The organism is Massilia sp. NBRC 108631, from assembly GCF_059704565.1.
Genome location: NZ_BAAKJE010000062.1, coordinates 1 through 14208 on the forward strand (window position 1 = coordinate 1; position 14208 = coordinate 14208).

Sequence of the window (14208 nt, forward strand, 5' to 3'; positions counted from 1 at the left end):
CATGGGGGGGGCGGGTCGGGCCCCCGCGCCGCGCGCCGAGGGCGCGCGACGCATGCACCCCCGTGTCCCCAATATGATACGATAGTTGCATATTGCACAACGGGAGACGCCATGCCCCTCCGCCGCATAGCCTGCGCACTAGCTCTGGTAGCAAGCTGCCCGCAAACATCCGCCGCCGCGCAAGCCGGCGCCGCTGCCCCCCCGGCGCCCCCCACAGGCATCATCACCCCGCTCCCCGCAGGCACCCCCGCGCCCCCCGCCGGCTTCGTGGTGGTCCAAACCACCTACCTCGAAAACCTGGTCTCCGCGCAAAAAGCCACCCTGGAAGCGATCGCCGCCACATCGCAAGCCGCCATCAACGCCGCCAAGGACAAAGAAGAGTGGATGGTGAAATTGCTCCAAACCATAGGCATCATCTTCTCCATCGTCGCCGCGATTCTCACCTACTTCGGCATCACCAAATACGCCGAAGTGAGCAAGTGGCTCAAAGAAATCGAAGCCCTGAACAAAAAGGCGCGCGAAACCAGCGAAGGGATGATCCAGAATGCCAAAAAGGTCGAGCGCGACGCCAAGGCGGTGGAAGCCAAGGTGAATGCATTCCAGGCCAAGGAAAGCGCGCTTACCGCCAAGATAGAAAAAGCCGACCAGGCCGCCGACGCCTTTGCCGAAAAGCTGAGCGAAATCGAACAACTATTCACGGGCATGCACTCGCAAAAGCTCATCCTCGACACCTTGCGCGCCAGCGACCAGAAAATCAAAGAAGCGCACGCCGTGCTGGACGAAACCAAGCTCTTGTATGGCATCGCCGAAAAGCACAAGAACGAGCGTGTCAAATCGTACCTCGCCGCTTCGCTCTCGCTGATCTGCATGTACGCGGAGCTATGGGAAGAGGCCAGCACGTACGGCAGAATCGCGCTGTCCACCAATCCCAGGAACTGGGACGACCGCCTGTACAATCTGGCCTGCATTTACGCCGTAAAATTCGATAAACTGCGCCACGACGCGGACAAGCAGGAGGCTATCGCCCTCGTCAGGCAGTATTTCGAGAAGGATGGAAAGGCGTCCGTTGCAGCCGGCGATATCAGCGACGCGCTGGACGACGTCGAGCTGGGCCCGCTCAAGGACGACATCGCAGCGATGGCGCTCGAATATGGCAAAGCGTACGACGTAGCGCGGATCTATGCCGTCAGATTCCAGAAGCGGAACAACCCGGCCGACAAGCAGCAGGCAATCAAACTGCTGACGCAGTATGTGGAACGGGGAGGGGAGAGTGGCGCTGCCAGGAATGGCATCGCTCAGGCACTGGCGGACCAGGACTTCCTGTCCGTCAAGGCCGATATCGAAACCATGGCGCAAGGCAGGCCGGCTGGGTAGCACAGGGCAGGCGCGGGGGCGGGCAAAGTGCACGCCCCATTGCACCGGATTAGCAGCCTGGTTCTTTGATCAGCATAAGGTCTACTCCTTGGGTTCAATGCGTCATTCCGACGTTATGCTAAATCATAGCAGATAACACTTCGCATCATCACTGCCCCGTACACAGCGACGGCGCGCGCCAATTGCAGCGACTTAGTTAGGACTCTTGATTTATTGCCTTGCTGGCGATAATATGTAGCCATGTCATCCTGCCCTCGGTGTATTTTGATGTGCCATTTGAATAGGAGTCCTACCGTATGAAATGCATCGCGCTCTACCACGTACGTTTTGAGGATCTGGGAACGTTCGCCGCACCGCTGGCGGACGCCGGCTACCAGGTGAGCTACCGGCACGCGGGCGCCGCCCCGCTGACGCAGGCCGAGTGGCGCGGCGCCGAGCTGATCGTCGTGCTTGGCGGCCCGCTCGGCGTCAACGACGCCGCGCTCTACCCGTGGCTGGCAGGCGAAATCAGCGGCCTGAAGCAGCGCCTGGCGCTTGGACTGCCGACCTTGGGCATCTGCCTGGGCGCGCAGCTGATGGCGGCAGCGCTCGACGGGCGTGTCGAACGCCGGATGGGCAGCGGTGGGGCGCCAGAAGCCGAAATCGGCTGGTCCGCGCTGGACCTGGCCGAGGACGCCGGCCCGCTGCGGCACCTGCGCGGCGTGCCGGTATTGCACTGGCACGGCGACAACATCGTGCCGCCGTCCGGCTCACCGCCCGCGGCAGCAACCTTGCATACGCCATGCCAGGCCTTCACTGCCGGCAGCCACGCGCTCGGCCTGCAGTTCCACGCCGAATTCCATCCGGACGCGCTGGAAGAGTGGCTCGCCGGCAATAGCGTCGAACTGCAGCATGCCGGCGTCGACTTCCAGCGCCTGCGCGAGGAGACCCGCCGCCACGGCGCCGGCCTGGCCCGGGCAGGCGACGCGCTGCTGCGCGACTGGCTGGCCGGGCTTTGATCACACGTTTCAGATTTGGCCGCTTACCGGCCCCACTCAGGAGAAGAAGAAACGAAATTCGTCAAGCCAACCATCGCCGCAGCCATGCTGCTGCCGGTTTTCGGCGCGCAAGCCCACAAGAGGCGCCAGCGACTTGAAAACGACGGCGACCTGTGGCACTCGCATCGGGTGGTGCTGAAGCAGGACGACGCTTGCGGCAAGGGCGCGCTCAAGGTGCTTGATATCCCCGAAGGCGCCAAGCCCAGGCTGCCGAAAACCTGGCCCGGCCTGCCGCTGCTGATCGACAGCCCGGGCTGGAGCCCCATCTTCAAAGGCGAATTGCTGGAACTAGCGGCGGACCGGCAATGAGTCTGCCGGAGCGATCAGGCCGGCAAGCAGCCATGCATGATGGACTGCGTCTCATCGTGAGGGGGCCGCCGGCGCGCTGGACAGCAGTTGGCCGGACGCGTCGTAGCGGGGGCTGAATACCAAGCCAAACTGCGCGAGGCTGGTGCCGTAAGGGATATGGGTGACGCCGTTCGCACCGCGCATCTGGGACGTGCCTTCGGCCACCGGCAATTTTTTCCAGCATTGCTCATAGTCCGCGCTGCCCACCCGGCAGACCAGCGACACCGCAGCATTGCCTTCCTTGGTCGCCGCAAAATCCTGCAACCCGTCCCGCGTCTTTGCAATCCGGATCGCAAGCACATCGCCCATTTTCAGCGTCGGGAAGGTATCGGGCACCGCAACAGTGGTAGCCCATTTCATGAAACTCGTGGAATGATTGAGCATGTCCACCCGCGCCATCCGGTACGCCTCTTCCGGGGCGCCATAGCGGATTCCCTGGTTATACGTCAGCGCGCGGTCCTGCCTTCCCATGGCTGAAACCGGGCCTTCGTCCGATGCCACCGTGGCGAAAATGACCTTGGTGGTCATGACCGTTGGCAGGCCGCCGCCCAGGTCCCACATATTCGTAAAAGCGTTGTTCACAGGGTTCGCAGAACAAGCGGCCAGGGCCAGTGCAACAGCGGGCAGCGCGGCCATCCGCAATCGGTTGAAAATCCGCATTCTATTTTCCATGTGGCAACAATACCGCTATCGTGCTCGAAAGCCGCGAATTTTGCAAACAATCACCTTTTTGACGAACGCGGCGTGGCGGCTCGCATTAGGATGGCGAGCGAACGTTCCGATAATAAGCGTAGGAGTACACTTTGGCCCAGACGAAAAATGCCCACCGCCGTGCCGCCCAGCCGCATGCCCTCTACCTGAGCAGGCTCGCCGCCGCCGTTGCCGTCGCCTGCGGCACGCTGGCCGGCGCCGCGCTGGCCCAGGAGCTGGGCATCCCGCAGGCGTCCGACAGCGCGCGGCAGGCAGGCAAGGGCCAGCCCGCTGCGGGGCCGAACCAGACCGCGAACCAGCCGGTCTACCTGATGTCCAGTTTCACGGCCAGTGCACCCAACGCGCTCAGCGTGTTCTCGTCCACCGATGGCGCCACCTTCGCCACGCTGGCCTCGGAAACCTATACCGCCAAACAGCCCCTGCTGCGCGACCCTTCCATGGTCCGCCATAGCGACGGCTACTACTATGTGGTCCACACCAGCGGCGAAAAGGGCGCCGGCTTCGGCGTCACGCGTTCCAGGGATCTGACAAGCTGGCAGGCCGTGCGCGAAGCGGCCGTCAGCCTGCCCGGCGTGGCAGCCACCCGCGCGCCGGAATGGCTGCGCGACAAGGACGGCAGCCTGAAGGTGGTGGTCTCGCTATCGCAGGACGGCGCCAAATTTGCACCCTACATTCTTGAACCAAACGCCGACTTCAGCCAGTGGTCCGCACCCACGCCGCTGGCCGGACTGCAAGGCTATCTCGATACCTTTGTGGTGGCGTCGGGCAAGGGCTACACGGCCTTCGCCCGGAACCAGCAAAGCGGCTACATCGAGCTGGCCACGGCGGCTTCGCCGGGCGGCCCTTGGACCGTCGAGAAAAAAGGCGACTGGGCCGGCTGGGGCGCAGGCGGCGAGGGGCCGGCGCTGGTCCAGCTGCCCGGCGGCGGCTGGCGCATCTACTTCGACCAGCAGGGCAAGCACGCCTGGTACGCGGACGGCGACAGCAACTTCGGCAACTGGTCGCCGAAGAAGGAAGTGGGCGGCGTGTCCGGCGTGGCGCGCCATTTCACCGTGCTGGCCGAGGATCCGCAAGCCTACGCGCAAGCCACCAAGCCGAAAGGCCAGCCGAAAAAGATCGCCTGGGATGAACATTCGCTGACCGTCGACGGCAAGCGCGTGGTGGTCTGGTCCGGGGAGGTGCACCCGTTCCGCCTGCCCAACCCCTCCCTGTGGCGCGACGTGATCCAGAAGATGAAGGCCACCGGCTTCAACGGCGTCGCTTTCTACTTCGACTGGGGCTATCACTCTTCCGCGCCCGGCGTGTACGACTTCTCCGGCGTGCGCAACGTGGAGCGCGCGCTGCAGATCGCCGAGGAGGAGGGCATGTACATCATCGCCCGTACCGGCCCCTACGTGAACGCCGAGCTGACCGGCGGCGGCTACCCCGGCTGGATGTTCCGCAACCGCGCCGAAGCCCGTACCGACGACCAAGTCTACACCGCCGCCACCGACGAATGGATGACGCAGATTAACGCCATCATCGCGCGCCACCAGGCCACCACCGGCGGCGGCAACGTCATCGCCTACCAGCTGGAAAACGAACTGGGCAAGGTCGAGCCCAAGCACGTGCGGCACATGGAACACCTGGCCGCCAAGGCGCGCGCCGACGGCATCACGGTGCCGTTCTTCCACAACGCGGCCGGCCGCCTGCCGGACTGGGCGCCGAAAGGCTCCAGCGCGCCGTGGGCCAACTCCGGCCCCACCGACATGTACGCCTTCGACGGCTACCCCGGCGGCACCTGCAACGTGTTCGCCGACCCCTCCGGCCCCAACAAAGCGCCCGACTGGGGCATGCACGGCAAGCCCGGCCCGAAATCCGGCGCGCTCACGTCGCCCAAGACGCCCGGTTTCGCGGCCGAACTGGGCGGCGGCTGGTTCGACTACTGGGGCTCGAACGGCACTTACGACTGCACCGCGCAGCGCCAGGGCAAGGGCTACCAGCGCGTCTTCTACGGCACCAACCTGATCAACCGCATCACCATCCACAACATCTACATGACCTTCGGCGGCACCTCGTGGGGCTGGCTGGCCGGGCCGGTGGTGTATACCTCCTACGACTACGGCGCCGCCATCTCCGAAGACCGCGGCCTGCGCGAAAAAGCCTACGCGCTCAAGCAGCAGGGCATGTTCGTGCAGGCGGCGGAGCAGGCGCTGGCCGAGATGGACAAAGGGCCGGAGCTCAAGCCCAGCAACGGCAAGATCAAGGTCTACCACAACATCAATCCCAAGTCCGGCACCCACATCCTGTTTGCCGTGCACAATCCGTCCGACGCGCTGACGGATGACCGCGCCACCTTCGCGCTGGCCACAAAGGACGGCAGCTACCAGATCCCGGTGCGCGTCAACGGCCAGGACGGCAAGCTGCTGCTGGCCTCCTACGCCATGGAACGCCAGCACCTGGTGTATTCGAACTCGGAAATCCAGACCCACTTCCGCCACGGCGAGCGCGACATCGTGCTGCTGCACGGGCGCGACAAGGAAGAGGGCGAGACCGTGCTGCGCTACCCCTCCGCGCCCAAGGTGGAGGTCCTGTCCGGCTCGGTTGCATCGACCTTCGACGCCGCGAAAGGGGACCTCAAGCTGAACTACGTGCACGACGGCCTGGCGCGCGTGCGCATCAGCGGCGGCGGCCGCGCGCCCATGCTGCTGTTGCTGGCCGACGAGAAAACCAGCTTCAACATGTGGCGCCAGGACACGGCCAACGGCGCGATACTGGAACTGACCCCGGCGCTGGTGCGCTCGGCCAGATTCGACGGCGGCAAGCTGGCGCTCACCGGCGACACGAGCCGGGACGCCGCGCTGGAAATCTGGGGCCCGGCAGCGACGGCCGTCACCTTCAACGGTGAAGCGCTGACCCTGACCGCGCAGCCGGACGGCAGCGTCAAGACCGGCGCCGTCAAGGGACCGGACAGCATCGCCTTGCCGGACCTGGCCAAGCAGCAGTGGACGCGCCGCATGGACAGCCCCGAAGCGCAGCCCGGATTCGACGACAGCCAGTGGATCAAGGCCGACAGCCGCGCCTCCGCCGCGCAAACCTGGACCATGCCGGAACGCGGCCAGCCCACCTTGAGCATGAGCGACTACGGCTTCCACCACGGCGACGTGTGGTATCGCGGCCGCGCCAAAGTGGGCAATCAGAAAGCCAACCAGCTGGAACTGTTCTACGGCGCCGGCGGCGCCGGCATGATCCAGGTATGGGTGGACGGCAAGTTCCTGGGCCAGCATGAAATGGATACCGGCCGCCAGTTCCCCGAGACCACCGATAGCGTCAAGTTCGCGCTGCGCGACCTGGCGCCGGGCGAGCACCTGGTTTCCGTCATGGTGCGCAACAACTCGCACAACTGGAACCTGATGGCCGACGACTACCACCGTGAAGCGCGCGGCCTGATTTCGGCTTCGCTCACCGCGCGCGGCGGCAACCGCTTCGCGGTGCCGATCGAATGGCGCATCCAGGGCAACCAGGGCGGCGAAGCGATCGCCGATGTGGTGCGCGGCCCGCTGAACAACGGCGGCCTGTACGGCGAACGCCAGGGCTGGCATCTGTCCGGCAAGCAGGATGGCAAGCGGGATGGCAAGCAGGGCAGCTGGCAAGCCGCCCAGCCCACCGACGCGCCGCCTGCCGCCGGCACCTACTGGCTGCGTACCAGCTTCCCGCTGGACCTGCCCAAGGGCCACGACGTGCAGCTGGGCCTGGCCTTCGGCGACACCGGCAAGCCGCGCTCGGAGCGCAGCAACCGTGCGCTGATCTTCGTCAACGGCTGGAACATGGGCCAGTTCGCGGCCAACGTCGGCCCCCAGCGCACCTTCGTCATCCCGCCCGGCATTCTGAATCCGAACGGCCACAACACCATCGCGCTGGCGGTCACCACGGACGGCAAGGCAGGCAACGCGCTCGAGCCGGTCAAGCTGGTCAACCTGCGCACCGCGCGCGGCGGCGTGCCGCTGGAGATCATGGCCGGCGGCGAGGTCACACCCACAGCATCAGGGTATTCGCAGTAGCCTGCAGCGCCGGCACGCACTTCGCGCTGGCCTCGGCGCGCGACGAGCTGGCCGTCATCATCGACACGCTCAGCGCGCCGATCAGATTTCCGCGCCGGCTCTTCACCGGCACGGAAATCCCCCGGAAGCCGATCTCGTACTGGTTCTCCGTGAGTGCAAAGCCGGACTCGCGGATCGCCAGCAGTTCCTGGAACAGCTGCTGCTTGTCCGTCACGGTCAGGTGGGTATAAGCCACCAGCTGCACCCGCTCCAGGTAGGCGTGCAGCGCCTCGTCCGGCATGGCCGACAGCAGCACCCGCCCCGCCGTTGAGGCATACGCCGGTAGCCGCGTGCCCGGCTCAAAGCCGGTGGTGAGCTGGCGCGGCGCATTCACGCGGCTCACGTAGACCACATCGTCGCCCTCCAGTACCGAATAATTGGTCGATTCCTGCAAGTCCGCCGTCAGCTTCTGCAGATACGGCACGATGGCGCGCGGCAGCCGCGCCGAATCCAGGTAGGAACGTCCCAGCGTGAGGACCTTGGCCGTGAGCCAGAACACCCGTCCGTCGGTAGCCGCCATGCCCGTGTGCACCAGGGTCAGCAGATAGCGCCGCGCGGCGCTGCGGCTAATGCCCACCTTTTCGGCCAGTTCGGTGGCCGTCAGGCGCGCCGTATCGTCGTTAAACGCGGTAATCACGTTGATTCCCGTCACCAGGCCGTCAATCAAATCCCGTTCGGCAACCTTTACATCAAGCAACTGCGGCTTTTTCATATTTTGTGCGCTAATCGCGCAGATGGGGCGATTGGCGCAGTATAGCCGGTTTTGACGGCTATTTTTGCGTCCGTGCGCTTCCTATACTTGCCTCCACAAGTGAACGCAGGAGACCACCATGATCGTCAAAGAGCAGTTGCCGGAACCGAATAACCCGCTCGGCATCGCCGGCATGGAATTCATCGAATACGCCACCTCGCAGCCGCTGGCGCTGGGCGCGCTGCTGGAGCAGATGGGCTTTTCCGCCACCGCGCGGCACCGCTCGCGCGAAGTGACGCTGTACCGCCAGGGCCGCATGAACGTGATCGTGAACGCCGATCCGCGCGCACTGCCGCAGGGCGAGGAAGCGGTGCAGTCCACCGTCATCAGCGCCATTGCCCTGCGCGTGCGCGACGCGGACGCCGCCTACCGCCAAGCCATCGCCATGGGCGCCTGGGCCATCCAGACCCGGGCCGGCGCCATGGAGCTGAACATCCCCGGCGTGCATGGCGCCGGCGACTCCATCCTGTACTTCGTGGACCGCTACACCGACTTCTCCATCTACGACGTGGACTTCAAGCCCATCGTCCACGCGCCGGCGCAGCCGCCGGCCATCGCCGGCCTGCATTTCTTCGGCGTGGTGCAAGCCATCGGCCAGGGCCGCAGCGCGGAGTGGGTGGACTTCTACCAGCAGCTGATGGACTTCCGTCCGCTGCCGGAGGGCCGCTACTTCGGCGTGGTGCAAAAAGGCACGCTGCTGGAAAGCCCCTGCCACAGCTTCTACCTGCAACTGGTGGAGCCGCCGGACGGCGCCGGCGGCCTGCAATGGGAAGAGCAGCTGATCCGCATCGGCATGGGTGCGCCGGACGTGCTGGGCGCCGTGCGCGAACTGCAGCAGCGCGGCATCGTTTTCGTCGACCGTGCACCGGCCGGGCCGAGCGAGAAGGGCGCCATCACGCAGCTGTACCGGGGCGGCGTGAGCTTCGAACTGGTGGCCAGCCGCGACGGAGGCCAGCATGCTTGAGATTACCGGCGCCACGCGCATCTTCCCCGTGATCGGCTGGCCGGTCGAGCAGGTCAAAGCACCCACGCTGTTCAACGCCTACTTCCAGCGCCATGGCATCGACGCCCGCGTGGTGCCGCTGAAAGTGCCGCCGGAGCGCTACATCGCCGCCGTGCGCCTTCTGATGGGCATCGAAAACGTGGGCGGCATCTTCGTCTCCATCCCGCACAAGCCCATGAGCGTGGACGCGGTGGATGCCGCCAGCAGCCGCGCCCAATTGGCCGGTTCCTGCAACGCCATCTACAAGGGAGCGGACGGCCACACCATCCGGGGCGACCTGATAGACGGCGAAGGCTTCGTGCGTGCCTTCGACCGCACCCTGGCCGGCGCCCCATTCGACTGGGCCGGGTCGCGCGCGCTGGTGGTGGGCAGCGGCGGCGTGGGCTGCGCGGTGGCCGAGGCGCTGGCGGTGCGCGGCATGGGCGAAGTGGCCATCTTCGACACGCGCGGCGAGCAGGCTGCGGCGCTGCGGGTCCGCCTGCAGCAGGCCTTCCCCGGTTGCCGCGTGGCGGCGGGCCAGCCGCAGGCGGAAGGCTACGACGTGGTGGTCAACTGCACCCCGCTGGGCATGCATGCGGACGACCCCATGCCCATCGACCTGCGCGGCGTATCGCCCTCGTGCGTGGTGGCCGACTGCGGCATGAAAATTGAAATGAGCAAGCTGTTGGTGGAAGCCCTGGCGCGCGGCTGCCGCATCCAGAAAGGCAAGGAAATGCTGATCGAACAGGCGCCCCTGTACCTGGAGCTGTTCGGCTGGCCCGGCGTGAACTCGGACGCGTTCCGCGAACTGGAGGCATTATGAATCTGGCCAACTTCGGCATGGACAGCATTACGCTGGCCGGCCCGCTCGAATTCAAGCTGCGCGCCTCCAGGGCTGCCGGCTTCTCGCAGCTCATGCTGTGGGCCAAGGACCTGGCCGGGCACCCCGGCGGCCTGGATGAGGCGGTGCGCGCGGTGCGCGCCAGCGGCGTACGCGTGACCGGCATCCAGGTGATGCGAGACTACGAGGGCTTGGACAGCGCGCTGCACGATTACAAGCTCGACATCGCCAAACAGATGCTGCTGGTGTGCCAGGCCGTGGGCGCGCCGCTGCTCATGGTGTGCTCCAGCACCTCCAACCACGCCACCGGCGACATGGGCAAGATCGCACGCGACCTGGCCAAGCTGGCCACCCTGGCGGTGCCGCTGGGCGTGCGGGTCGGCTACGAGGCGCTGTCCTGGGGCCGCCACGTGAACCAGTACCAGCAATCCTGGGAAGCGGTGGAGCGGGCCGGCCACGCCAACCTGGGCGTGGTACTGGACTCCTTCCACATGCTGGCAAATGGCGCCGACTGCACTGAGCTCGACGACATCCCCGCGCACAAGATCGCGCTGGTGCAGCTGTCCGACTACATGTGGCGCGAGCTGCGCAGCGCGGAGGAGCGGCTGGAGACGGCGCGCCACCTGCGCGTGTTCCCGGGCGAGGGCAGCCACGCCAGGGAGCTCGCCGCCATGCTGCGCCAGCTGGACCGCAACGGCTACCGGGGCGACTACAGCTTTGAAGTCTTCAACGACGACTACCTGCAGTTCCCGCCGGAGGTGGTGGCGCAGCGCGCCTACCGCTCCGCCAAATGGGTGACAGACCAGGTGCTGCGCCGCAGCCTGACGGTGCTGCAAGCGACGCCCGGCCATCCGGCCATGGCGTGAGGAGGGAACATGCCACGTCCAACCATCCTGGTGCTGAATGGCCCCAATCTGAACTTGCTGGGCAGCCGCGAGCCCGGCGTGTACGGCGCCCACACGCTGGCCGACGTGGAGCGCCTGTGCCGCGCGGCCTGCGAGGCGCACGGCTACACGCTGGACTTCCGCCAGTCCAACCACGAGGGCGCGCTGATCGACGCCATCCATGAAGCGGGCGCCGCGCAGGCGGCGGGCACGCTGGCCGGCGCGGTGATCAACGCCGGCGCCTACACCCACACCTCGGCGGCGCTGCACGACGCCATCAAGGGCGCGCAGCTGCGCGTGGTGGAGCTGCACATCTCGAACGTGCATGCGCGGGAAACTTTCCGCCATCACTCGTATCTTTCGCCGGTGGCGGCCGGCGTGCTGTACGGCTTCGGCGTGGCCGGCTACGGCCTGGCCATCGCGGGCCTGGCCCAGCTTTCGTAGCAAGCAACCAAACCTATAACCATAAAACGAGACAATATGAGACACACGATTACAGCAGCGTGCCTGCTGGCGGGGACGGCTGTCCCTGCGCTGGCGCAAGGCGGCGTCACGCTATACGGCACGCTGGACCAATACATCGGCTACATCCGCAGCGGCAGCGGCGCCCACATCACGGGCCTGAACGACGGCGCCATCCTGCGCAGCCGCCTCGGCGTCAAAGGCGGTGAAGACCTCGGCGGGGGCTACCGCGTGAGCTACACGCTGGAGCAGGGCATAGGCGCCGACAGCGGCGCGGCGGCCGACAGCAGCCGCCTGTTCGACCGCCAGGCCTGGGTCGGCATTGCCACCCCGCTGGGCGAATTCCGCGCCGGGCGGCAGAACACCCAGGCCTTCTACATCGGCGGCGCCATCGACTACACCGAGCGCACCACTTTCGGCTCCATCTTCAACACCTTCGGCGTGCCTTCGCGCTACGACAACGACCTGTCCTACAAATCGCCGCGCATGGCCGGCCTGCAGCTGGACCTGCACTACGCGCTGCCGGAGAACGCGGCCGGCGCCAACAGCAAGGGCGTGTGGCAGCTGGCGCTGGACTACCAGAACGGCCCCTGGCGCACCGGCTACGCCGGCGTGCTGGCCAGCCCGAACCGCGCCACCGCCACCGTGCAGGAGCGCATCGAGTACCACAACCTCTACCTGAACTACCAGTACGGGCCAGGGAAAATCTACCTGGCGGCGGCGCGCAGCAACAACAACACCGCCAATGGCAGCGGCCGCAACACCGGCGCCATCCTGAACCTGGTGGGCAGCCCGAACAACACATTCCCGGGAACCGACGCCAACGCGCGGCGCTACTACAACCTGTGGGAACTGTCGGTCGACTACCGCATCAGCCCCGTGCTGCGGGTGGGTGCCATGCTGGGCGGCGCGCACGACACCAGCGGCGGCGGCGCCAGCGCGCGCTCGGCCAACGTGGGCGGCTACTACGACCTGTCGCGCCGCACGCTGCTGTACGGCTTCGCCACCGTGATGAAGAACGGGCCCAACGCCGGCTTCCGCTTCAGCAGTTCGGCCGCGCCGTCCGCCAACCTGGGCAACGGCGACGTCAACGGTCAGCGCCTGGCCGGCCTGCAACTGGGCATCCTGCACCGCTTCTGATACGCCGCAGCACACGAGACTACACTATCAAACTGGAGGAAGACATGAACACAGCAATCGCAGCGCAAGAAACGCCCGCAGAGGCGGAACGCAAGGCCCAGGCCCAGCCAGACGACGCAGCGCCGGCCGCTCCCAGGCGCTCCCCGCGCAAGGCCGCCTTCGCCAGTTGGATCGGCAGCGCCGTCGAATACTACGACTTCTTCATCTACGGCACGGCGGCGGCGCTGGTGTTCGGCAAGATCTTCTTCCCCGCCTTCAATCCGGCGGTGGCCACGGTGGCGGCCTTCGCCACTTTCGGCGTGGCCTACATCACGCGGCCGCTGGGCGCCATTGTGCTGGGCCACATCGGCGACAAATACGGCCGCAAGAAAGTGCTCACTTTCACGCTGCTGCTGATGGGCGTATCCACCTTCGCCGTCGGCCTGCTGCCCACCTACGGCCAGATCGGCATGGCCGCGCCGGTGATGCTGGTGGTACTGCGCATGCTGCAAGGCGTGTCGGCGGCCGGCGAGCAGGCCGGCGCCAATTCCATGACGCTGGAACACGCGCCGCCAAACCGGCGCGCCTTCTTCACCAGCTTCACCCTGAGCGGCACGCAGGCCGGCCTGATCCTGGCCACGCTGGGGTTCCTGCCGATTTCCGCGCTGCCAGAAGAAGACATGCTTTCCTGGGGCTGGCGCATTCCCTTCCTGCTGAGTGCCGTGGTGGTGGCGGTCGGCTTCTGGGTGCGCCGCACCTTGCCTGAGACGCCGGCCTTCAAGGAAGAAGCGGCAGCGCCTGGTGTAGCGCCGCGTATGCCCATTGTCGAGCTGTTCAGCACCCATAAGGCCAACCTGGTGCGGGTGGTGTTCGCCGCGCTGGTGTCCGTCATCAGCACCATCTTCAGCGTGTTCACGCTGTCGTACGCTGTCAACACCGTGCACATCCCGCGCGCCACCATGCTTACCGTGCTGGTCCTGGCCAACCTGGTCGCGCTGGGCGCCATTCCCCTGTTCGCCGCGCTGGCCGACCGCATCGGGCGCAAGCCGGTCTTCATCTTCGGCGCGCTGGGGTCAGCCGTGCTGATGTGGCCCTATCTGTGGGCCATCGCCACGGCCAACGTACCGCTGATCTTCGCCTTCGGCCTGCTGCTCTCCGGCGTGGTGTACTCGGCCGCGAACGGCGTCTGGCCCGCCATGTACGGCGAAATGTTTGGCACCCGGGTGCGGCTGTCCGGCATGGCCATCGGCACCCAGATCGGCTTCGCGCTGGGCGGCTTCGCGCCCACCATCAGCGCGGCCGTCCTGGGGCAGGGCGAGATGGGCTGGATGCCGGTGGCAGTATTTGTCACCATCACCAGTGCGATCTCGGCGCTCGCGGTCGCCACGGCAAAAGAGACCTACCGCACCCCGATGGACGAGTTGGGCGCATAAGCGAACGGCATCCCTTGACCAATCGGGAAGGTGCCATTACTATAGCGCTCGTCCTCACCGGTACGGCGACGTAACGGAGCGGCAATAGTTGAGTAATCAGCTAGGAGACGTGGCCGAGTGGCCGAAGGCACATCCCTGCTAAGGATGCATACGGCTTATACCTGTATCGTGGGTTCGAATCCCACCG

12 protein-coding genes are annotated in these 14208 nt (G+C 66.1%); 10 read left to right on the plus strand and 2 right to left on the minus strand.

Annotated elements, in window-relative coordinates; genetic code table 11:
- Positions 1-111 precede the first annotated feature (111 nt).
- The 3 genes from AC6H42_RS06940 to AC6H42_RS06950 all read left to right on the plus strand — a co-directional run bounded on the left by AC6H42_RS06940 (position 112) and on the right by AC6H42_RS06950 (position 2720).
- Positions 112-1374, plus strand: coding sequence for a hypothetical protein (locus tag AC6H42_RS06940; RefSeq protein WP_157200935.1), 1263 nt, complete (start codon positions 112-114; stop codon positions 1372-1374).
- Positions 1375-1670: 296 nt separating this feature from the next.
- A complete protein-coding gene (locus AC6H42_RS06945; RefSeq protein ID WP_497547699.1) occupies positions 1671-2372 on the plus strand; it encodes a glutamine amidotransferase-related protein in 702 nt (233 codons plus the stop codon).
- Between the two features lie 84 nt (positions 2373-2456).
- The gene (locus tag AC6H42_RS06950; RefSeq protein ID WP_057155471.1) at positions 2457-2720 is read left to right on the plus strand and encodes a hypothetical protein; all 264 of its coding nucleotides are present in this window, start codon (positions 2457-2459) and stop codon (positions 2718-2720) included.
- 51 nt (positions 2721-2771) lie between these two features.
- Here the strand turns inward: AC6H42_RS06950 and AC6H42_RS06955 are convergent, their stop codons facing one another.
- Positions 2772-3419: a hypothetical protein gene (locus AC6H42_RS06955; protein ID WP_497547700.1), complete on the minus strand. Its 648-nt coding sequence runs from the start codon at positions 3417-3419 to the stop codon at positions 2772-2774.
- A gap of 143 nt (positions 3420-3562) precedes the next feature.
- Here AC6H42_RS06955 and AC6H42_RS06960 point away from each other — a divergent pair, with 143 nt between their 5' ends.
- A complete protein-coding gene (locus AC6H42_RS06960; RefSeq protein ID WP_497547701.1) occupies positions 3563-7510 on the plus strand; it encodes a beta-galactosidase in 3948 nt (1315 codons plus the stop codon).
- Here the strand turns inward: AC6H42_RS06960 and AC6H42_RS06965 are convergent.
- The gene (locus tag AC6H42_RS06965) at positions 7479-8261 is read right to left on the minus strand and encodes an IclR family transcriptional regulator domain-containing protein (RefSeq protein ID WP_496316391.1); all 783 of its coding nucleotides are present in this window, start codon (positions 8259-8261) and stop codon (positions 7479-7481) included. The two genes, AC6H42_RS06960 and AC6H42_RS06965, sit on opposite strands and share 32 nt — an antisense overlap.
- A gap of 118 nt (positions 8262-8379) precedes the next feature.
- On the opposite strand from AC6H42_RS06965, the gene AC6H42_RS06970 reads away from it, so the two are divergent.
- From AC6H42_RS06970 to AC6H42_RS06995, 6 genes are read left to right on the plus strand one after another with little or no spacing between them, the layout of a single operon-like run.
- A complete protein-coding gene (locus AC6H42_RS06970) occupies positions 8380-9264 on the plus strand; it encodes a 4-hydroxyphenylpyruvate dioxygenase (protein ID WP_497547702.1) in 885 nt (294 codons plus the stop codon).
- Complete coding sequence (locus tag AC6H42_RS06975; RefSeq protein WP_497547703.1) at positions 9257-10105, plus strand: shikimate dehydrogenase family protein; 849 nt, start codon at positions 9257-9259, stop codon at positions 10103-10105. The genes AC6H42_RS06970 and AC6H42_RS06975 overlap by 8 nt, the downstream gene beginning before the upstream one ends.
- The gene (locus AC6H42_RS06980) at positions 10102-10989 is read left to right on the plus strand and encodes a sugar phosphate isomerase/epimerase family protein (RefSeq protein WP_497547704.1); all 888 of its coding nucleotides are present in this window, start codon (positions 10102-10104) and stop codon (positions 10987-10989) included. The genes AC6H42_RS06975 and AC6H42_RS06980 overlap by 4 nt, the downstream gene beginning before the upstream one ends.
- Positions 10990-10998: 9 nt before the next feature.
- Positions 10999-11451 (plus strand): type II 3-dehydroquinate dehydratase, encoded by a 453-nt coding sequence (gene aroQ, locus AC6H42_RS06985; protein ID WP_497547705.1) that lies wholly within the window; start codon positions 10999-11001, stop codon positions 11449-11451.
- Positions 11452-11487: 36 nt separating this feature from the next.
- Entirely contained in the window at positions 11488-12609 is a 1122-nt protein-coding gene (locus AC6H42_RS06990; protein ID WP_497547706.1) for a porin, read from the plus strand.
- Positions 12610-12653: 44 nt separating this feature from the next.
- The gene (locus tag AC6H42_RS06995) at positions 12654-14021 is read left to right on the plus strand and encodes an MFS transporter (RefSeq protein WP_497547707.1); all 1368 of its coding nucleotides are present in this window, start codon (positions 12654-12656) and stop codon (positions 14019-14021) included.
- Positions 14022-14208: the final 187 nt, after the last annotated feature.